Source organism: Acinetobacter sp. Q85-2 (assembly GCF_013420555.1).
GTDB lineage: Bacteria > Pseudomonadota > Gammaproteobacteria > Pseudomonadales > Moraxellaceae > Acinetobacter > Acinetobacter indicus.
In genome coordinates this window covers 11,557-32,853 of the sequence record NZ_VOXW01000020.1, presented here as the reverse complement: position 1 = coordinate 32,853, position 21,297 = coordinate 11,557, and the positions used below count along the sequence as shown (strand labels likewise).

The window sequence follows — 21,297 nt, the reverse complement described above, 5'->3', positions numbered from 1 at the left end:
GGTTTCGGTATTTACTAAGACTCACAATAATAACGATATAAGTTGTTGTTTTTTATTTTTTTATATCAATAACAACCAACGTGCATTCATGGTCTCATGGACGTACTAGAATTTGATGCCAGGACGCATTTGGGGAAATGTGATCAAACGCTAGCACGTCCACACTCTTTTGACTCTCTTCATTCTTTTTATTTCAATGATTCCAGCTATAAAAAAAGCCCGGAGAAAGGTCACTCCAGGCTTGGAAAGTTAAAAACTGATGTCATCAAAGTGTCATACACTCTGCATTGCTTCAATTAATAGAACATTCACTCTACAATTTCAATGAATTTTTTGACCATTCATCTTATTTTTGACCGAAAGTTTTAGTTTTGCTCGAAAAATGAAGATTAGCTGTCAATTTTATCCAGTGCGCGGTCTTTAAGACTCAGGTTGCCGCGCAGAATGTCGGCAAACATTCGCCAGTCAGAAATAAAGCTATACAGCGGCTGTTTAAAGCTGGCCGGCTTGTTTTTTTCAAAGAAAAAATGACCGACCCAGGCGCAGGCATAACCGGCCACCAGTCCATAGACAAAGTAACGTGGCTTACGCTGCCTGACCATTTGCGTCAGGCAAATCAGGCCGATACCACTGCCCAGCATATGCAGACGCCGGCTCATGATATTGCGGTGTTCGGTTAAATAAAAACGATAAAACTCGTGATAATTTTGAATTGGACCTTGAGGCGTGTCATCCGGTTTTTTCGCCCATTCGGTGTTGAGGGGTGCGTTCATGTTCATCATCCTGATGCTCTGTTCTTGCTCAAATTACCGCATTTTCTGTACAAATAAAAGCCACTTTGTTCGCGCTATTTTTCTGGCTACTTTTTTCAGGACAGATTTTGGTTACAATCAGAAGCCTTAAACAATGAACGCCTTTTCTGGACGCTTGATAATAATTTGGTATAGCGGCGTCATCTGCCAGAAAGCTACTTTTTTGCTGTATTGCTCAATTTTTTAGGACCAATTGAATGACCGAGATTGAATTAAAATTTCAAATTCCTGATGCGCGCCGTAATGCCTTACTTAAAGCGCTGGATCCTAAGAAATCTGAAACCATTTCGCTGCAAGCCCGATATTATGACACTGCCGACCGCCTACTGGCACAGCATGGTATTGCGCTGAGACAACGCTTGGAAGGCACGCGCTGGGTGCAAACACTGAAAGCCGGCAAAACCCATATTGAACGTTTTGAACATAATCATGACCTGGGCGAACTGCACCAGCCACCTGCGCTTGATTTAAGCATTTACGATGCCGCTCCCGAAGCCAGACAGCTATTAGATGCAGTTCTCAGTCAGACTGAAAGCCCGCTGCAACTGCAATTTGAAACCGATATTACGCGTACTTTGCGTGTTATCCAGCTAGATGAAGTCGAGATTGAAGCCAGTTTAGATGTAGGCTGTATTCGCAGCGGCGAGCGTGAATATCCCGTCCATGAGGTTGAGTTTGAATTAAAATCTGGTTCGGTGCAGGCCCTGCTGGCCTTCTGTTTTGAATGGGTCAAGAAATACCAGCTCTGGTTAGATGTACGCAGCAAGGCCGAAATGGGCAATTTGCTGGCTTTAGACTTACAAGTCAGCCCGCCGCGTCTGGCTGAAGAATTCCGTTTAAATAAAAAAGCCTCAGCCGATCAGAATTTAAGACTGTTAATTGCCCAGCAATTGCAGCATTTACTACCTAACATTGCGGCTATTTCAGCGGGTGTTAATGAAGCCGAGCATATTGTACAGGCGCAAAATGCACTGAATCAGCTGTATTTAACCGTGCATTTGCTCAAAGACTGGAGTGCGTCTATTTCGGAAAAATGGGCCAATCAGTTACTGGCGTTTAGACAGCAGTTTGACCAGCTGCAACATTTAGAGCACATGCAAAATACCCTCGGCACCTTTTTGCAGAATCCGAATACCGCCTCGAATCTGGCCAAAGATATTTTATATGCTAAAGAGAAACTGGCCAATCTGGTGAAATCGACCCAGAATGTACATCATTATCTGGAACTGTTGATGTTTAGCCTGGATGAAGATGCCTCCCACCCTGCGCAGGATTTAAAACAGGCCGCTCAGCAGACTTTGCAGCATCAATATAAATTACTGCAAGAACAGCTAAACCAGACCAGCCAGACCGATTTTGACAGTCTGGATCAGCTGGCGCAGAAAATTAATGCCCTGAAATTTATTTTCCCGGTACTCACCACGATCTATGATGTTAAAAACCTGCAAAAGTACAGCAAAGCCCTGAACGATGCCCAACTGGCCGCGCAGGAATATCAGGTTCTCTCCTCCGCTGCGCTGTATATCCAGCAAACTGAGCTGGAAGCCAGCGATTGGTTTGTACTCGGCTGGCTGACCGCAAAACAGGAAGTCCATGCGCAAGCCTTGCTGGATGCCACCGAACAATTCCTGGTGAGTCGCAAGTTTATTAAGTAAGTTCAGCCACTCCCCGCTCCGGCCAGACAAAGGAATACGCTTTATGGCTACTTTTTATGCATGGCTTGGCCTATAGTAAGGTCAATCAAGAATAAAAATTGCAGGAGTTGGTTATGGCGGAAATCGAACTGAAATTTCAGGTGCCGGTGCATCAGCGCCGCGCCTTTGAAAAAGCCATTGCCAAGAAAAAAGCCGTGCCAATGCAGCTGTGGGCCAAATATTATGACAGTCCTGAGCAGCAGCTGGCACAGCATGCCATCGCCCTGCGTCAGCGTCTGGAAGGTCAACGCTGGTGTCAGACCTTAAAAGCACCGGGGCAGCATCATTTTGAGCGTTTTGAACTGGAACTGGCCCTCGGCCCAGATGAACCGGAGCAGCTGGATCTAAGCCTGTATCAGGAACATAAACAGGCGCAAACCTTGCTAAAACAGGCGCTGGAGCTGAAAAAGGCCGATTTAAAAAATACCGGTCTGGAGCTGCAATTTGAAACCGATGTGCAACGCCTGATTGTGCTTGAACAAGTCAAAGACAGTGCAATTGAACTGGCGTTTGATCAGGGCGAAGTCCGCACACCAACAGCACAAAGCGATATTTACGAAGTCGAGTTTGAACTGAAACATGGCGATGTTAGCGACCTGATTGATTTTGTGCAGCCATGGGTAAAACGCTATCAGCTCTGGCTTGATGTTCGCAGCAAATCACAGCGCGGTCAGATGCTCAAGAATCAGCAGGACATCTTGCCCGTTCAACATCAAACACCTTTTAGTCTCGATAAACATGATTCGAGTAGCCGCGCGCTGGCCAAAATTGTCAGCAACTGTCTGACTCATTTATTACCAAATGCCACGGCGATTGCCGACAATCATTATCAGAGTGGTCATGTACATCAGGCCCGTGTGGCCATTCGCCGTTTACGCAGCGCGCTGAAAATCTTTGGTCACTGGTCCGAACAGGTACAACCCGAATGGCAAGCGCAATTGGCAGAACTGTTCCGGCAACTTGGTTCCACCCGCGACCGCGATGCGCTGAGTGAAAGCCTGATGCCACGTCTGGCCAAGGCCGGCTCTCCCCTCGCGGAACTGCCAGCAAGTAGCGAAAGCAGCGATGAAATTGATGCACTATTTCGCGCGCCAGAAACAGTGCGCCTCTTGCTGGAGCTGCTACAGTTTAGCCAGTGCACAGCACATGAAGATGATCAATCGCTGAAAAAACAGGTACGGAAACAGCTTGCAAAAATGCACCGGCAAATTTGTCAGGATGCCGTGCAGTTTGAACATCTTGACAGTGAACAGAAGCACCGCACCCGCAAACGACTCAAACGCCTGCGTTATTCAGTCGAGTTTATTGCCTCTTTATTTGAAGCGGATGCCGTCAAACAGTATCTGAAAGCACTGAAACCGGCACAGGAATCTTTGGGGCAGTTTAATGATCTGGTGGTGGCCGAAGCCCTGTTTCAACATGAGGTTCAGCAAAACCCACAGGCCTGGTTTGTTCTGGGCTGGATTGCTGCCGAGCAAAAGCATGTTCTGGCCGAAGCCCAGCAGCATTTGCTGGAATTTACCCGCAGCAAAACCTTCTGGTCGGACTAAAGCCCAGCACGGAGATAATCATTTAGCGGTACTTGCCAAATACCTTCCAGGTACCGTTATCGGCCAGCGGATCATGATAACTATCGCTCCGCTGCTTGCGCGGTTTTTCCCGGGCATCCACCAGCTGAAAATGCGGTTCGACACTCAGCACAATACCGTTGACATAAAAACGGGTGCGGGTGTATTCACTTTGCCCATGCTGAAACACATAGGTACGCAAATCAATAAACTCACGGTGTGCCACCAGTGCGGCGCTGTCGTCACTCTCCAGCCACTGTTTCATCGCCAGCATCTGCGTAGCATCAAACTGGCCGCACTTTTCCATCAAGCTGGCCAGACCGCGAAAAGTTTTTGATTCTTTGGCCCGGGTTTTATTAATCCGGATTCGGTCAACATGAAAGAAAAATAAAGGCAGGTTTAAGTGACTTGGCAGATGAATGGCATCCAGCACTTCATCTTCCATAAAGGGCTGAAACAGCTCTTGTGCCCGCTCAATCAATCCGGACCATTGCTGGAAATAGGCTTCAACTTCAGCCGGATTGCCATAATAAATTGGCAGCCCTTCTACATTGGCCAGATGTGCCGGCGGCCAGATGTTTTGTCGCAGCAGCGCAATATCACTTTTTAGACTTTGAACCGCAATTGCATCTTGCATCGTGATTCCTTTTTCTTGCTTAGGCTATTTTTAGAGTAAGACAAAGGTTTAGTTTCTGCAAGGCTTTGCCTATAATTATTGTTTATGATTTTAGCTTAGGAAAAATTCATGGTTCAAAAGATTGAAGCAACCGATGTTACCGAAGAAGAAGCGTTAAATGCTGCTTTCTTTGAACGTGCTGATGAATTTATCAAACAGGCCAACGAATTTTGTCGCGTCGAAAAAGGCTCACAGGAACAACCGGCGGAAAAACGCGGTCAGGTCAGTGCTGCCATGTTGTTCGGCACGGCGCGTTTTAATACCTGGGTCGCAGCCAATAACTTCAAAGATGGTGAGGAAATGCGTGCTGCCAAAGATCAGGTCATGTCCTACATTTTGCAGCAGTTCCAGATGATGCTGGAAGACAATTATGATGAATACTGTGAACAGTTCGAGAACTATTTACGTTTCCGTCGTAATGAAGAGTTTCACAGCAATAAACACAAACATGATCACGATCATTAAATTGCTAAAAAAAGTCCACCCTGTTGGGCTTTTTTAATGTCATCTTTTCGATAAATACCCTTTTCTTTTTTGCAGACTTGGCTTTGAATAAAATAGACATCTTCAAGGATCAAACCAACCTGCTATGCAAAATCTTGGATTTGCACTGATTGATGCGCATATTCATCAATGGGACCCGTATAACACACCACACAGCGCACGCTTGGCGGTCAAGCTGCTGGGGAAATATCCACGCTTACTGGATAAAACCATCCGTACGCTAAAATCCAAAGCGCTGATTGACACCCTGGGACATACCCAGCATGTCACTGCCCCCTATTTGCCCGAGCATTATTGCCGCGATGTCGGCTTTTATCCGGTTGAAAAAGTGGTGCATGTGGAGGCCAGCTGGCATGACCACAAAGGCAAAGGTGTGGTTGGAGAAACCCGTTTTATTGAGTCGCTGGATTTTACCAAAAATGGTATCCAGCTGGGTGCAGTGGTGGCCACGGCCGACCCGCGTGACAGCCAGTTCAAGCAGATTCTGAAAATGCATCAGAAAGCGGCGCCGCAACATTTTCGCGGGATTCGTAAAATGGCTGCGGTTCATGAAGATAAAGACATTTATGCCTGGGCCGATGATCCGCATTTATACCGTGACAAAAAATTTCTGAAAGGCTTTGAACTACTGGCACAGCATAATTTAAGTTTTGATGCCTGGGTCTATTCCAGCCAGCTGGAAGATGTGATTGCCCTGGCAAAACAGTTTCCGGAAACCTCAATTGTGCTGGATCACCTCGGTACACCGGCCGGTCTGTTTGGTCCGGTCGGCTCGCATACCGGTATTACCCAAACTGCGCGCGACAATATCCTGTTTCGCTGGCAGGAAGACCTGGCAGAACTGGCGCGCTGCCCGAATGTCTATACCAAATTGTCCGGGCTGTTCATGCCGGTACTGGGTCATCAGTTTCATCAGCAGCAACGGCTGGCCTCAAAACAGGAAATCATTGATTTAACTGCCCCGCTGATTCAGCATGCGCTAAAAAGTTTTGGTATGTATCGGGTGATGTTTGGTTCCAATTTCCCGATGGATCGGGTCAGTAGCGACTTAGTCACGATTATTGATGCCTTTAGCGATGTGGTGGCGACGTATCATCCGCAGGCATTAGCGCAGGTGTTCCATGATAATGCCAAACAATTCTATCGGCTCTAATTCTCTATGATAAATTCACCTCATACTTACTCATAGCACCTATAAGGATTGCTGGCAGATGGGATCAGTGCCAACATAACCGGCTTCATAAAAATCTCCCGTTTAGGGAGATTTTTTATATGAATGATCTGTAATCAGCACTTATTTTACCGGCTGACCATATTGATCAGCCATGACTTCGACCCAATGTTGCGGCAGCAGATATTTCTGGATCACCGCATCAATATCGGCTTTGCTGAGTCGGGCAATGGCCTGATCACGTTTTTCCCGATACGGTAAATCACGGTCAAGTTCCAGCTGTGCCACCAGCATCCGGTGAATACGGCGCTCATCTTCCAGCGCTGTGACACGCTGTTTCAGAATGTCAGCCTTGGCCGCCGCTACTTCCTGTGCAGTCACGCCATTTTTGCGCAACTCCTGAAAGACTTTATGTACCGCCTGCGACAACTGCGCCGCTTTACCGGCAGTATAGTTGGCACTCACACTGAGGGCACCGGAATTTTCAAAGCTGCTTAAACTGAGCGAACTGCCAAAACTGTAGACCAGCGCATTTTTTTCACGCAGCTCTTGCGCCAGACGTGAGGTCAGTTGTGAGTCCCCTAAAATATGACTCATGACCATTAATGCGGCTGCATCGGGATGATCATTTCCCACGGGCAGGGTCATCACGCCCTGATAACTGCCAAACTCACGCTGTTCGGACAGTACATGCTGTTTTTGCGCCGCATAGCTGTTATACGGCACGCTTAAACGCTGATACGGCTGTGCTCCGTTCCAAGTGGCAAACTGCTGTTGCAACAGCTTGAGAACCGGCTTGGCCTCATAATCGCCGGTAATGGCAATCCGGGCATGATCCATGGCAAAAAACTGCCGATACAGCTGTTTGACTTTCTCATTGCTGGCCTGGGTCAACTGCTGCTTGGCAAATTCCGGCTCGAAGTGATAACGCAAATCTCCCGGCTGATAACGCTCGATCAAACGTGCCATATTTAAGGCAGCCACGGTTTCCGGCTCGGTATACGGCCGGTCCAGACTGGCCAGACTTTGTGCCTTGATCAGATCAAACTGGGCCTGTTCAAACAGCGGCTTTTTCATGATTTCCAAGACAAATCTGAAAAACTCATCAAATTTATCTTTTTTGGCCACAATCGAAATGGCCACGCCATTGCTATTGGCCTGTGCCGAAGCTGAACCACCGGCGTCAATGGATTTGTCGGCAATATCCTGCAGGCTGTACTGATCTGAGGCACGCAGCATTAAATAGGCCATCAGGTCAATAATCTCGCCCTGATTAAACAGCGATTTTTCATTGCCAAAATCGACTATAATGGTGGCGTAGGTTTTATCGTCCCGGGTCGAGGTGGGAAACAGTGCATATTTCATGCCATTGGCCAGTGTGCCACGCTGGATTTTGGCTTCAGTCTGGCTTAAGGCCTGTTTGGATGTGTGCAGATACTGCTGAATTTCCTGCTCATAGCTGCTGATGTCTTTGAGTGGCTCGGCCTGTACATCCATTTGATCGAGGGTTTTCAGCGGTTCAGCAGCCTGCTGTTGCTGGGCCTTTTTCTGCTCTTCTGGTGTCGGCTGAATATGCCCGCGCATACGATGTTCAGGAATCAGGAATTGCTGTAAACGTGTATTGACCTGATCCACCGTTAAGGCCTGTAATTCCTGTTGATGGACAAAATACTGTGCCCAGTTGCCCTGCTCCGATACCACATAATCACTTAGCATACCGGCAAGAGCACTGGCATTGCTAAACAGACTGTCCTGGCTATTACGAATCAGGGTTTTGACCCGGTTCAGCTCGGTCTGATTAAAATTTTTGCCCTGCTCGACACCCTGCTGCAAGGCAGTTTCAACCTGCTTGGCATTATGAGTCGGTGCATACAAGGCACCCATAAAGACCAGATTAAAATCCTGATCCAGCCAGGTGGTCGATTGCACCATGGTGCTGATACCGGTTTCAACCATGCCCTGATACAAATGCCCGCTCGGCTGCATGGTGTATAAATACGGCGCCAACGCCAGAGCGGTTTTATGCTGGCCGTTCTGACCATTTAAATAGATATTGAACTTGGCCAGCTGGCTGCCTTTTTGCACTAAAAAATCCCGGTTTTTGATGGTACGGGCATCCAGCACTGGCACCTTGACCTGTGCCGGAATCTGGCGTTTGGCCAGCGGACTAAAATGCTGATCAATCTGCTTGAGTACCTGCGCTTTATCAAACTTGCCGGTCAGCACCATCACGGCATTATTCGGTGCATACCAGTTACGATAAAAACGCTGCAATTCCGGCATCTGAATCGACTGCAACTCATTCAGATCACCAATCGGTAAACGGCCCAGATACTGGTTGCCATAGGCCGCTTTCCAGACCTGATCCATTAACACCGCATAGGGCTGATCCATACGCACTTCGCGTTCACGCTTCACAATCGCAATTTCTGCCGGCACAAATTTTTCTTGCAGCACCAGCTTGTCCATACGCTCGGCTTCAAGATAAATCATCTCATTAATGGCTGTCTGATCTGGGCGGATGGTGTTCAGATATTTGGTCGAGTAGTAATCGGTGCTGGCATTATTGCTTAAGGTGTACTGGTTTAAACGGCGCTGGAATTCATCTCCCGGGACATTCTGGGTGCCTTTAAACGCCAGATGTTCCAGTAAATGCGCCATACCGCCTTTGCCTTGGGGATCATTCAGGGAACCGGTAAAGTAGATGGTACTCATCACCACTTTATTTTCTTTGGCATTCGGCGCCAGAATCACCCGAAAACCATTATCCAGCCGGTATTCTTCAATCTGCTGTTCAGATTTTACCAACACCGGCTGGGCAAATGTCGTAGCCCCCACACCCATGATCAGCAAAGACAGGCTGAGCTGTTTAAACCGCATTAACATAATTTTTTCAATACCTTTTACCTGCTGCAGCCGCTTGCATGACTGCAGCATTAAATTGTTTGTTGTTGTGACTTATGTTTGAAAATCACCGGCATACCCAGCGTGATTTCCCTGTTCTGTTTTAATCTAAAAATAACTCGGCCACCAGATATAATTTGGCATAACCGGAAATTTCAATACGCTGCTCTGCTTGTAAGGCACAGTACAGCATTCCACCTCGCGCCGAAGCCTGATAAGCCACCAGTTCAGTTTTGCCGGTTTTTTCTGCCCATAACGGCGCCAGACCGGTATGCATGGAACCAGTCACCGGATCTTCATCAATCCCTTTATGCGGGGCAAAGTAGCGAGCAATATAGTCATAGTCCTGAGAGGGCGCGGTCAAGGCCACATCTAGGTCTGTCGCGGTAATTGCGGTGCTGACCTGATGCAGCTCTGCAATCTGCCGGATTTTGGCCAGATCGGGCTGGGCGGCTAACACTGCCTGCTCAGATTCCAGTACCAGAATATAGGCCTGTGCATTTAAATAGACTTCCTTGACCGGCTGATCAATCACATCCAGCAATTGCGCCGGAAATTCATCTTGCAGTACCGGCACACGGGTTGGAAAATTCATGCGGATTTTGCCATCATCATCTTGCGTGACAATAAAAAGACCTAAATTTTTGACATGAAAATGAATGGTTTTGGCGCGGGTATAATCCTTAAACAGTACAAAGCTGCTGGCCAAAGTGGCATGGCCGCAAAAATCGACTTCAACTGTGGGGCTAAACCAGCGGATCTCGAAATTTTCAGCATCCATCGGCTTGACAAAGGCAGTTTCGGAAAGGTTATTTTCCAGTGCAATATTCTGCATTAAAGCGTCATCAAGCCAGTCTTCGACCACTATTACTGCGGCCGGATTTCCCTTAAATAATGCTGTTGTGAATGCATCAACCTGATACATTTTCATGAATCTGTCTCCCGCTGTATTTTGTGCTTTTTCCCAAGCATGCATCAATGATATAAGTTTTAACACCCGGTACAATGCAGAATTGTTGTTTTCCTGCATATCTCTGGAATGATCTCTGATTGAGGAATAAAAAAATATGACGCTCCCTGCTGATCTGCAAACTGTACCTTTGGAAAAGGCCTATCGTTTGATTAATCATGGTCCGACCGTGCTGGTGTCTGCGCAAGATCAGCAGGAAACCGATGTCATGGCTGCAGCCTGGGCCTGTGCGCTTGAGTTTAATCCTGCCAAAGTTACGGTAGTGCTGGATAAAAGCACCAAAACCCGTGCCATCATTGAACAGTCAGGTTATTTTGCCTTGCAGGTACCGACCTTAAAACAGCTCAGGATGGTGCATCAACTGGGAAGCATCAGCCTGTTTCAGGAACCGAACAAGCTGGACCGCTGTGGGGTCGAGCTATTCCAGTTTGAGCATTCTCCTGTGCCGACAGTGGCCGGATGCGCCGCCTGGCTGATCTGTGAACTTATTCCGGAGCCGCACAACCAGCAAACCCATGACCTGTTTATAGGCAAAGTCATTACAGCCTATGCCGATCAGCGGGTATTTCGTGACGGGCACTGGTATTATCATGAAGTGGCCGATGAATGGAAAAGTATCCACCATATTGCCGGCGGGCATTTTTATAGCATTGGCCAGCCGGTTTCGGTGGAATAACAGCGCTTAGATTAGCAAACAAATTGGCCAGATCAGCGGGCAACTGCAATAGCCCGCGCGCCATACAACAATATTTTACGCATAATAAAAAGCGCAAGGAATCTGCATGGATGCACAGCAACGCCGCCTCAGCCTGTTTTTACTGCTGTCCACCTGTTTAGGTATCGGTATTTTTCGTTTTTCTTATACCGCCTTGTTACCCAGTACCCGCCTGGCTTTTGAATGGAGTAGCGAGTTTGCCAGCCTGTTGGGCAGCGCCAATTTACTCGGTTATTTAATTGGTGCGGTCTGGGCCATGCGCTTAAACCAGCAGCTATTAGGCTGGATTCAGGCCGCGGCCTTTCTCGGCAGTTTAAGTTTATTCTGCTGTGCGTTCACCGGTTTTGAGGGTAGCTGGTATCTGTTCTGGCGAATATTGTCCGGCATCTGCGGTGGCTGGCTGATGATTCTGGCGCCGAGCGTGGTTGCGCAGCACTGTGAATTGCAGCATCGGTTTAAAATTAATGTGATTGGTTTTAGTGGCATCGGACTTGGTGTGCTGCTCGCCACATTATTTTTGCCCTATTTAGATCATATCTCCACCTCAAGCGCCTGGCTGATTTTATGTGCCTTTGCCGTGCTGTGCAGTCTGGGTTTAATCCTGCTCAAACCCAAAGCCCTACCGGTTAACATCCAAAGCCAGCCTCAAAGCGCTGCTGCTGTGCCCATCAATAAAAAGGTCTTTGCCAGCCTGCTCTTGGTGTATAGCTGTAGCGCGTTTTCCTATGTACCACACTCGCTCTTCTGGATTGACTATTTAAGTCAGGTGCAACAACTCAGCCTGTTCTGGATCAATAGCCACTGGATTTTATATGGCCTGGGCAGTGCCTGCGGAGCGGCCTGTGCCTATTTTCTGGCAAAACAGCTCGGCAATTTCAAAGCACTGAAAATCCTGTATTGCCTGTATGTGGCGGCCATTTTAGCGGCAATCGCCCCTTGGTCAGTGATGACCTTTCTGTCTTCCTTTTTTACTGGCCTGCTGAATCCGGCGGTAGTGTTTCTGACCTCTTATACCCTGCTCCAGCTGTATGGTCTGGCCTATAAAAAATTATGGGGCATGGCTACTTTATGCTTTGCCAGCGTGCAGCTGATAGGAGGCTTAAGCTTTAGCGGCTTACAAGTCGCCGGCTGGTCCTATCCGCAGCAGTTTTTACTGGCCGGTGCGGTTCTGGCACTGGGAAATCTGTATTTTATTTGCAGACTGCCGGCCACCAAAACCCCGGTTTCTACAATCGAGGTAAACTGATCCCATTTATTCATCGGTCAGTTCTTGTACCAAATAGGGATAAGGATTCACGGCGCCTTGTCCGCCTAAATAAATCCCATAATGCAAATGTGGCGGTGTATTTTGAGCATTGCCGCTATTACCGACATAACCAATAATTTCACCGGCTTCAATCCAGTCACCTTCCTGAATCTCCGCTGCATAATCCTCTAAATGCGCATAATAATGATGGCTTAAGCCCGGACCAATCACCCAGACCACTTTACCCCCAAGGTTGTTGGTGCCCACCCGCGATACAATTCCAGCCGTGGTTGAGCGTACCGGCGTGCCGCGTTTGGCAAAAATATCAGTGCCTTCATGCCGACGCCCTTCACTGCGCGCCGCACCCCAGGTATCACTGATCTGCCTGGCCTGCACACCTTCTACCGGGACCGGTAAAGGCGCCATGAATTCCTGCTGTTGCAATTTCAGATACAGCATCGGATAGCGCATACCGGCGGCATCACCCGAAGGGGGTGGCTGACAGCCGACCAGCAGCACACTCAAACTTAAGCCAAGCGCCAGACCGGCGAGCCGTTTAGAAATCAAGATATTCATGGCACCTGCATCATCAAGGGATGACTTGATCTTAAGGTCTGCTCAGGGGTAGATAAAACACGGTTTTTGTACAGGTTTTGCTGATCTGGGTTTGGAGATGATTCCTCTGCTGCTTTCCGATCTAGATCGTCATGGGCTATATAGATATGACAAAGGCTCTCATCATGAGAGCCTTTGTCAGTAAATCAATTTAAAAACCTATCTGCGCCTTTAGGCGATGAAAAAGTTTTTAAATTGGGGGGGCGACATCATTGCTGACGTTGGTTTTTCTGTTTTTGATTTTGTTGCTGAGGCTGTTGCTGCTGTTGACGTTGATTGTCATTCTGCTGCTGATTTTGTTGACGTTGGTTTTGCTGATTCTGTTGATTCTGCTGGTTTTGTTGATTAGCCATTTCATATCACTCCTGTATCAGTTCGATATGTCGCACAATATGTACAGGTATTACTCTACCGGGTTTTGTTTTTTGCCCAAGTCATAAGCTGTATCAAATTGCCTCAATGTAATTGGGCACAGGATTATCCATTACAAATTAAGTGAAAATAGTTTTACTATTTTACCTTAGTCACCCAAAGCATCACTGTGGTTACTTGTCATTACATTGACACAAATGGATGAGAAGATAAGGCATAAAAAACCCGCGTTAAACGCGGGCGGTTGCATCAAATAGATAGCGTTTTATTGGTCCATCTTGTCAATAATCGCCTGACCAAACTCAGAGCAGCGCAGCAAGGTGGCATCTGGCATCAGGCGTTCAAAATCATATGTCACCGTTTTGGCTGCAATCGCACCGGATACACCCCGAATAATCAGATCGGCCGCTTCAGTCCAGCCCATATCGCGCAGCATCATTTCCGCAGACAGAATAATCGACCCCGGATTGACCTTGTCCTGCCCAGCATACTTTGGCGCAGTGCCATGGGTGGCTTCATACATATGAATTGCCCCGCCAATATTGGCTCCCGGTGCAATGCCAATCCCGCCGACTTCTGCCGCCAGTGCATCTGAAATATAATCCCCGTTCAGGTTTAAGGTGGCAATGACCGAATAATCTGCCGGGCGCATTAAAATCTGCTGTAAAAAGGCATCGGCAATTACATCTTTAATCATAATCTCTTTGCCGGTTTTCGGATTTTTCAGCTTCACCCACGGCCCGCCATCGAGCAATTCGCCGCCAAAACGCTCCAGCGCCACTTCATACCCCCATTCCTTAAAGGCGCCTTCGGTATATTTCATGATGTTGCCTTTATGTACCAAGGTCACACTTGGCTTGTCATTATCAATCGCAAACTGGATGGCTTTACGCACCAGACGCTGAGTGCCTTCTTTGGAGACCGGTTTAATCCCAATACCACAGTTTTCTTCAAAGCGGATTTTGGTGACACCCATTTCCTCTTTCAGGAATTTAATAACTTTTTTCGCTTCCGGTGAATCGGCTTTCCATTCAATCCCGGCATAAATATCTTCCGAGTTTTCCCGGAAAATCACCATATCGGTCAGTTCCGGATGTTGCACCGGTGAAGGCACGCCTTCAAACCAGCGTACCGGACGCACACAGACATACAGGTCCAGTTCCTGACGCAAGGCCACATTCAATGAGCGGATCCCACCACCAACTGGTGTGGTTAGCGGCCCTTTAATCGACACCACAAATTCACGCAAGACCTCAAAGGTTTCTTCCGGCATATAGGTGCCATAAATCTTGTTGGCCTTTTCGCCGCAATACACTTCCATCCATTCAATCGCACGTTTGCCACCATAGGCTTTTTGTACTGCCGCATCCACCACGGCTTTCATAGTCGGGGTAATATCCACCCCAATCCCGTCACCTTCAATAAAAGGGATAATCGGATTGTTCGGCACATTCAGGGATAAATCTGCATTTACCGTAATTTTGCTGCCATCTGCAGGCACGACGATTTTCTGATAACCCATAATCCTTGCTACTCCCTGTGATTGGTGGGCGGGCAAATCCATACTATTCTTGCCCGGCACCGGTCTTTTTTGGCTGTCTGCTTAATTGTATTTTTAACTCGATGATCTTTTCAGTTTAATCAAAATTTAACCAGCCCGGGATTTATAAGGGAAATGGCCTTATTTCTGTGCTTAATAAATCGGCATATATCCTGTAGCATCTCTCAGCAAGTTTTACATTTCCAATCAAAATCATCTGCTCAGCTTTGCCATAAAGTTCAGGCAGATCAGACAGAATCTGCTATAGTAGCCGGATATTGTGGACCTTCTTTTTGCTCATTGTCACCCTTTCTCTCCCATACCGGGTTTTATTACAGTTAGCATAAGAATCACACCCAGATTTTGTTATATTTTTTAGCAGGTTACAGTGAAAATAGTTATTCTTAACAAGCCTTATGATGTGCTGTCGCAGTTTCGTCCCGATGAAAAGCACCCAACCATGGCCGACTTCATTGATGATCCGGATTTACGGATTGCCGGTCGTCTGGACATGGATTCAGAAGGTTTAATGTTCCTGACCGATCATGGCGGTTTAAACCAGTTTATTACCAACCCGGCCAATAAAAAGTTTAAAACCTATCTGGTCCAGGTCGATGGTGACATTACCGAAGAAGCGCTGGAACAGCTGCGTAAAGGTGTAGAACTGAATGATGGCATGACCTTGCCGGCCAAAGCGATTAAAGTGGCTGAACCGGAGTGGTTATGGGAACGTCATCCGCCGGTACGTTACCGTGCTTCGGTGCCGACCTCCTGGGCTGAAATTTCAATTTGTGAAGGCCGTAACCGCCAGGTGCGCCGCATGACCGCTGCGGTCGGCTTCCCAACTTTGCGTTTAATTCGCACCAAAATCGGTTCGATTGATCTGGTTCAGCTGGGCCTGCAACCGGGTGAAACCCGTGAAATTGAACCACTGCTCTATAGCGACTTTAAAGATGTACCAGCCGAACAGCCGTATCGCTCACGTTCTTATGTGAAGAAACCGGGCGGCACTGGTGGCAAACCGATGCAGAAAAAAGTCAACAAAGATGGTACCGCCAAGAAAAAATCCGGCACACCACGCATCTGGCAAATGGAAGAAGGTGAAAAGCCACGTCGCAAGACCAATGGCACCACCCGTCCCAACACCAAATCACGTGGTCGTCGTGCCCGTTAATGGGGCTGGCATCTGTATAGCTAAAAAAGCTGTTGCAAAGATGCGTTGAATAGACGATGAAAATAAGGCTCCAACGGGGCCTTATTTTTTGCTTGTCTTTTTATCATCACAATGCTATTTATGATTCATATAATTTTAAATTTAAAATAAAACGTATCTTAAAAAAGGAGTCTGCTATGGATCAGCAAGTTAATCCCATGTTTCATCAGGACCGATTAATGCAGCATCTGGGCGCCCATTTGGTGTCGTTTGGTGAACACAGCGCACAGATTGAATTAAAAATTACCGAGCAGCATTTACAAGGCCATCAAACCTGTAACGGTGCGGTGATTTTTGCGCTGGCGGATGCGGCTTTTGCCATTGCCTGCAACACCGGCGAACATCCGGCGGTGGGTCAGCACTGCGGTATTCATTATTTAAAACCGGGCCTGCTCGGCGATACCCTGACTGCGGTGGCAGAACATAAGGCCAGCAGTGGCCGCAGCGGCATTTATGATATTCGGGTCACGAACCAGAAGCAGCAGATTGTGGCGGAGTTTCGCGGTACTTCCCGCCTGATCATCAAATAAGGTGTGATTACGATAGGGTTTATGACGATAGATCTGCATAAAAAAACCGATGCCTGAGCATCGGTTTTTTATAGTATAGATTTCAGACTGTGATTTTACACTTTTAACCAGCGATCCAGTTTGGCCTGATCTTCAACTTTTAATTCAACTTCAGTCAGTTCAGAACCTGCTGCATTCACTTCAAACTGCATCAGTTCATCACGGCGGAAAGCGTGTACTGTAAAGCTGCCGCTCTGTTTGGCATACTGCTCGATCAGTTTGCTGCTGGCTTTGAGGCCATCAATGGCAATAATCACATCATGCGCCGACAGACCGGCTTGCGCTGCCTGACCATCACGGCGTGCGGCCTGTACCAGTACGCCTTCCGGTTTATCGGCCAGTTTTAGCCCCAATGGCAAACGCTTGTCATTTTTTAAGCTGTAGCTCAGACCAAATTCCGGGAACAGCTGATCCAGCGGTAATTCTTCAGTGGTGTTAATCAGGTGGTTAATCTGCTCAGCCCAGCTATCACCGGTTAATTCCTGACACAATTCATAAATCGTGCGCTCATGCACCTGAATCCCCTGCTGCGCATTGTCATACAGCTTGCGCATTAAGGCATCCAGACTGGAGCCACGCAGACGTAAACCAAGATCTAGACACAAGGCCACCAGACAGCCCTTGTTGTAATAGCTGGTGCCGGCATGGTTGGAGTTTTCATCCTGACGGTAGAATTTCACCCAGGCATCAAAGCTTGATTCAGCCACGGTTTGGATTGCCCGACCCGGATTTTGCAAATAACGGTCAATCTGCGCTTTTAATAAAGCAATATAAGACTCCTGATTAACCACACCGCTGCGTAATAAAATCAGGTCATCATAATATGAGGTGAAACCTTCAAAAATCCACAACAAAGAGGTGTAACCTTCCCGGTTCAGGTCATAATTGACAAAGCTGTCCGGACGGATAAATTTCACCAGCCAGGAGTGGAAATATTCATGGCTGCACAGCCCCAGAAAACGCTGATATTCTTTCGACGGCTCTTCCGGCTCATTGGCTTTTGGCAAGTCATCGCGCGGGGTAATCAGGCTGGTACTGTTTGGATGCTCCAGACCACCATAACTGTTCCCGGTCGCCATGGTCATAAAGGTATAATCCTGAAACGGTGCAGAACCGAACATGGCAATTTCAGTGGCGCAGATTTTTTCCAGGTCCTGCTGCATTCTCGCAGCATTCATGGCATGTTTGCCCGACACCACAAATTCATGTGGAATGCCTGCTGCATCAAAACTAAAACGGGTCTGCTCGGCCAGCTCAAACGGCGCATCAATCAGTTCGGCATAGTTTTTGGCTTTTAAGGTATAACGCCCTTTCACCAGACTTTTGGCCACCAGTCCGGTCGCCAGCTGGAAATGTTTCAGTTCGTTTGGCAGGAACACTTCGACTTCAATCGCTTTATCTTCCTGACCTTCCAGTCCTAAACAGGCACAGGCCGGATTGACATATAACCGGGTCTGATCAACATAGGCACCACGCACCGACAGGTCGTAGGCATAAACATCATATTCCACCGTAATCAGTTCATGATCGGTATTAAACAAACGCCATTTGTTCTTTTCAAATTTCTGGATTTTTAAAATACGCCCGGCTTCATCATAAGCCTTGACCGCTTCAATATGTTTGGAAAATTCACGAATCAGATAGCTGCCCGGAATCCAGGTCGGTAAAGCTAGAACCTGTGTCGGATTGGCCAGAAAGCGCAAAGTGACATGAATAAGATGCTGACGATAATCGTCAAATTCGATTTGATAATGCAACATAATGGGCGATATAAAAGATCAAAGAGATAACTTATCAATTAGCTTAACATTTTTTTGTCATGCAATGCGCAGTCGTCTTCATTGTCGAAAATTATCGCTAGTCAGGCGGCAAAAAAAAGCATAGCATGCCTAAAATTTTTATGTTTATGACCAACGGACTGGTTAAAAAAGGAATCCCCTTGAAACGTGTCATCTACCTGATTGCGCTGCTGTGCTGGCTATGCAGCTCGCTTGCGCATGCCACCTTATTATCTTTTAATCCTGAAACGGTTGAAGCAGAAGCCTGGACCGTGCTTGATCCACAATCGGGTCAGGTCATTGCAGAACACAATAGCCAGATTCAGCGCGCTCCGGCCTCGCTGACCAAGATGATGGTGGCCTATATTGTGCTCAAGGACATTCAGGCCGGCAAACTGAACGCGGCAGATGTGCTGACTGCAACGCCGGTGGTGAAACAGGTAATGTGGGATGAATCCCAGATGTACCTGAAAGAAGGTGAGCAGATTTCTGTCGATCAGCTACTAGCCGGTTTAATTGTGATGTCTGCCAATGATGCCGCCTTAACCCTGGCCGAACGGATTTCTGGCAGCGTACCGCAGTTCGTGGCACGTATGAATCAGGAAGCACAGGCCTTGGGAATGCAAAATACCCATTTCCAGAATCCGGCCGGGATTACCATGCCGGAACATTATTCTACCGCGGCCGATCTGGCCCGTCTGGCACAGGCGGTCGTCAATGACACTCCGGATTATCTCGCTTATTCCAAACAGACCAGTTTTACCTATAACCAGCGTTATCACCGTGCCACTAACATTCTGCTCAAACAGGACCCGACGGTGGATGGCTTGAAAACCGGTTATACCCGTGCCGCCGGTTATAACCTGGCGCTGACGGCCAACCGTCTCACCCAGAATTTTGATGATCCGAACCGGCGTTTAATTGTGGTGGTTTTGGGTGCCAAAAGTGCATTTAAACGCGCTGAAATTGCCCAGCAACTGATGAACATCAGTTATGCCTACACCCGCAACGAAGTGGCTTTAAAAAACAAGCAGCTGATTGCTGAGTTGCCAGTGGTAAAGTCGACCCTGAAAATGTTCAAGGTTGAAGTGCAGCAACCGAAAATTGTCACCACGTCTTTATATGGCGAAAATAGCGCGATTGATTTAAAACAGTTTGATGTGACCCAGCAGCGCCTGTTTGTTAACGATACCTTCGGTCAGACCCGGCTGATTGAACCCTTAACCCAGACCGAAACCCATTTGAATGTCGAGCTGAAAGAAAAGTTACTGACGGCCCCGCTGGCACAGGTGATGCAGCTGGCCACCGTGCATGTTTATCAGAATAACCACCTGATCAATACCATTCATCTGGAAGAAGAAGTACATATTGCCGAAGCCAGCCTGTTTGAAAAACTGCTGATCTGGCTAAAAAGCCTGTTTAGCTTTTCCTCCAAGGATGAAACCGCAGCCAAAACTTATCCGCTGGTTTAATCCTGTGAACAAGCACAGTGGAAATGCTACATGATGTAAGTTGTCGAACAATCTGAGCCATTTTCCTGACCGGGAGATGGCATAAATTGAGCCTGTTCTTGCATTAAAAATAACAATATAGGTTCATCATGTCAGCATTACATCGTATTGTGATTGTCGGTGGCGGCGCCGGCGGTCTGGAGCTTGCTACCCAACTCGGTCATCGTTTGGGTAAATCGGGCAAAGCGCAGATTATTCTGGTCGATCAGAAACTGACCCACATCTGGAAACCGCTGCTACATGAAATTGCAGCCGGCACGCTCAATCCGCATCAGGAAGAAACCAACTATTTTGTCCATGCTGCCCAGCATCATTATCAGTTTACATTAGGCACACTGGTTGGCCTTGACCGGACCCAGAAAAAGATTCAGTTGCAGGCACCGCAATTTTCCAAAAAAGAACAGCCACCGAAGCAGATCGACGTGGATTATGACACACTGGTGCTGGCGCTGGGTTCCACTTCCAATGACTTTAATACCGAAGGGGTGAAACAGCATTGTCATTTTCTGGACAGCCTGCCTCAGGCCACGGTGTTTCATCAGGACTTGCTACACCTGTATTTAGAAGCCCAAAATCAACCGCAAAGCCGTGCCCTGAATATTGCCATTATTGGTGCGGGGGCCACCGGTGTTGAACTGGCAGCAGAGCTGTATCAGGCCAAACAGACTTTTGCTCAATATGGTTTAAACCGGATTGATCCGCAACTGGTTCGCATTACGCTCATTGAAGCCGCCGACCGGATTTTACCGGCCCTGTCACAGCAAATTTCCCGGCATACCCAAGCCCAGCTGGAGCGCTTTGGTATTGAAGTGCTGACCCAGTATCGGGTGGCCAAAGTCGATGAAGAACAGGTTTATTTTGCTGCAGGTAATCCGCTGGAAGCAGAAATTAAAGTCTGGGCTGCCGGAATTCAGGCCCCGGAAATTTTTAAACAGTGGGATGATTTTGAAAAAGATCATCTGCACCGTTTAAAAGTCTATGCCACCTTACAGACTTATACCGACCCCAACATTTTTGCCTTTGGCGATTGTGCCCATTGCCAGCCCAAAGCCGATGAACCGGTGCTGGGTCCGCGTGCGCAGGTGGCCAGTCAGCAGGCCAGCTTTCTGGTTCGTGCCCTGAGCCAGCACGTGAATGGGAAACCACTGCCGATGTTTAAATTCTCCGACAAAGGCTCGCTGATTTCTTTAAGCCAGCATACGGCCGTGGGTGAATTACTCGGTCGGGTCAATGTACAGGGCATAGTCGCCAAGTCGATGTATGTGTCTTTATACCGGCTGCATCAGGCCACCATTCATGGCTATACCCATGCCGGGGTGCTGACCGCCAAAGATATGCTCGGCAGAAAAATTGGCCCTAAAATAAAATTGCATTGAAATTTTATCGACTGCCCCAATATCTGGGAAAATGTCATAAAAAAGCCAAATGTGAGTTTTTTG

The 21,297-nt window shown here is 47.6% G+C and carries 18 protein-coding genes; 11 read left to right on the top strand and 7 right to left on the bottom strand.

The features are described from left to right. Positions 1-389: 389 nt before the first annotated feature. Positions 390-773: a DUF962 domain-containing protein gene (locus FTT68_RS11170; RefSeq protein ID WP_016659152.1), complete on the bottom strand. Its 384-nt coding sequence runs from the start codon at positions 771-773 to the stop codon at positions 390-392. Positions 774-1,009: 236 nt separating this feature from the next. On the opposite strand from FTT68_RS11170, the gene FTT68_RS11165 reads away from it, so the two are divergent. Both FTT68_RS11165 and FTT68_RS11160 read left to right on the top strand, forming a co-directional pair. Continuing rightward, a complete protein-coding gene (locus tag FTT68_RS11165) occupies positions 1,010-2,467 on the top strand; it encodes an inorganic triphosphatase (protein WP_180175351.1) in 1,458 nt (485 codons plus the stop codon). A 113-nt stretch (positions 2,468-2,580) separates the two neighbouring features. After that, positions 2,581-4,056 (top strand): CYTH and CHAD domain-containing protein, encoded by a 1,476-nt coding sequence (locus tag FTT68_RS11160; protein WP_180056558.1) that lies wholly within the window; start codon positions 2,581-2,583, stop codon positions 4,054-4,056. Between the two features lie 22 nt (positions 4,057-4,078). Here the strand turns inward: FTT68_RS11160 and FTT68_RS11155 are convergent, their stop codons facing one another. Beyond that, positions 4,079-4,711: a hypothetical protein gene (locus FTT68_RS11155; protein WP_016659155.1), complete on the bottom strand. Its 633-nt coding sequence runs from the start codon at positions 4,709-4,711 to the stop codon at positions 4,079-4,081. A gap of 108 nt (positions 4,712-4,819) precedes the next feature. Here FTT68_RS11155 and FTT68_RS11150 point away from each other — a divergent pair, with 108 nt between their 5' ends. Both FTT68_RS11150 and FTT68_RS11145 read left to right on the top strand, forming a co-directional pair. Further along, a complete protein-coding gene (locus FTT68_RS11150) occupies positions 4,820-5,215 on the top strand; it encodes a DUF3144 domain-containing protein (RefSeq protein ID WP_005178954.1) in 396 nt (131 codons plus the stop codon). 124 nt (positions 5,216-5,339) lie between these two features. Beyond that, positions 5,340-6,407 carry an amidohydrolase gene (locus FTT68_RS11145; protein ID WP_160241186.1) on the top strand — a complete coding sequence of 356 codons (1,068 nt, stop codon included), beginning with the start codon at positions 5,340-5,342 and terminating at the stop codon, positions 6,405-6,407. 141 nt (positions 6,408-6,548) lie between these two features. On the opposite strand, the gene FTT68_RS11140 is transcribed toward FTT68_RS11145, so the two are convergent. Together FTT68_RS11140 and FTT68_RS11135 are read right to left on the bottom strand one after the other, a co-directional pair. Beyond that, on the bottom strand, positions 6,549-9,311 hold the full coding sequence (locus tag FTT68_RS11140; protein WP_035363281.1) for a pitrilysin family protein: 2,763 nt from the start codon (positions 9,309-9,311) through the stop codon (positions 6,549-6,551). Between the two features lie 121 nt (positions 9,312-9,432). Next, positions 9,433-10,260: a PhzF family phenazine biosynthesis protein gene (locus FTT68_RS11135; protein ID WP_005178958.1), complete on the bottom strand. Its 828-nt coding sequence runs from the start codon at positions 10,258-10,260 to the stop codon at positions 9,433-9,435. A gap of 136 nt (positions 10,261-10,396) precedes the next feature. Here FTT68_RS11135 and FTT68_RS11130 point away from each other — a divergent pair, with 136 nt between their 5' ends. Together FTT68_RS11130 and FTT68_RS11125 are read left to right on the top strand one after the other, a co-directional pair. After that, the gene (locus tag FTT68_RS11130; protein ID WP_168384636.1) at positions 10,397-10,975 is read left to right on the top strand and encodes a flavin reductase family protein; all 579 of its coding nucleotides are present in this window, start codon (positions 10,397-10,399) and stop codon (positions 10,973-10,975) included. A gap of 106 nt (positions 10,976-11,081) precedes the next feature. Then, positions 11,082-12,260, top strand: a complete 1,179-nt coding sequence (locus tag FTT68_RS11125; RefSeq protein ID WP_180175350.1) for a YbfB/YjiJ family MFS transporter — start codon at positions 11,082-11,084, stop codon at positions 12,258-12,260. Between the two features lie 6 nt (positions 12,261-12,266). Here FTT68_RS11125 and FTT68_RS11120 read toward each other — a convergent pair whose 3' ends face one another. Then, a complete protein-coding gene (locus FTT68_RS11120; protein WP_168405072.1) occupies positions 12,267-12,836 on the bottom strand; it encodes a M23 family metallopeptidase in 570 nt (189 codons plus the stop codon). Positions 12,837-13,053: 217 nt separating this feature from the next. On the opposite strand from FTT68_RS11120, the gene FTT68_RS11115 reads away from it, so the two are divergent. Then, positions 13,054-13,224, top strand: coding sequence for a hypothetical protein (locus FTT68_RS11115; protein WP_168384624.1), 171 nt, complete (start codon positions 13,054-13,056; stop codon positions 13,222-13,224). 288 nt (positions 13,225-13,512) lie between these two features. Here FTT68_RS11115 and icd read toward each other — a convergent pair whose 3' ends face one another. Further along, on the bottom strand, positions 13,513-14,769 hold the full coding sequence (gene icd / locus FTT68_RS11110) for an NADP-dependent isocitrate dehydrogenase (RefSeq protein ID WP_016659160.1): 1,257 nt from the start codon (positions 14,767-14,769) through the stop codon (positions 13,513-13,515). Positions 14,770-15,175: 406 nt separating this feature from the next. On the opposite strand from icd, the gene FTT68_RS11105 reads away from it, so the two are divergent. Continuing rightward, on the top strand, positions 15,176-15,961 hold the full coding sequence (locus tag FTT68_RS11105; RefSeq protein WP_045794865.1) for an rRNA large subunit pseudouridine synthase E: 786 nt from the start codon (positions 15,176-15,178) through the stop codon (positions 15,959-15,961). A gap of 176 nt (positions 15,962-16,137) precedes the next feature. Then, entirely contained in the window at positions 16,138-16,530 is a 393-nt protein-coding gene (gene paaI / locus FTT68_RS11100) for a hydroxyphenylacetyl-CoA thioesterase PaaI (RefSeq protein WP_005178971.1), read from the top strand. Between the two features lie 95 nt (positions 16,531-16,625). Here paaI and FTT68_RS11095 read toward each other — a convergent pair whose 3' ends face one another. Continuing rightward, the gene (locus tag FTT68_RS11095; protein ID WP_104490604.1) at positions 16,626-18,329 is read right to left on the bottom strand and encodes a M61 family metallopeptidase; all 1,704 of its coding nucleotides are present in this window, start codon (positions 18,327-18,329) and stop codon (positions 16,626-16,628) included. Positions 18,330-18,508: 179 nt separating this feature from the next. Here FTT68_RS11095 and FTT68_RS11090 point away from each other — a divergent pair, with 179 nt between their 5' ends. Together FTT68_RS11090 and FTT68_RS11085 are read left to right on the top strand one after the other, a co-directional pair. Further along, the gene (locus tag FTT68_RS11090; RefSeq protein WP_253586870.1) at positions 18,509-19,819 is read left to right on the top strand and encodes a D-alanyl-D-alanine carboxypeptidase family protein; all 1,311 of its coding nucleotides are present in this window, start codon (positions 18,509-18,511) and stop codon (positions 19,817-19,819) included. A gap of 128 nt (positions 19,820-19,947) precedes the next feature. Further along, entirely contained in the window at positions 19,948-21,234 is a 1,287-nt protein-coding gene (locus FTT68_RS11085) for an NAD(P)/FAD-dependent oxidoreductase (RefSeq protein WP_180175349.1), read from the top strand. Positions 21,235-21,297: the final 63 nt, after the last annotated feature.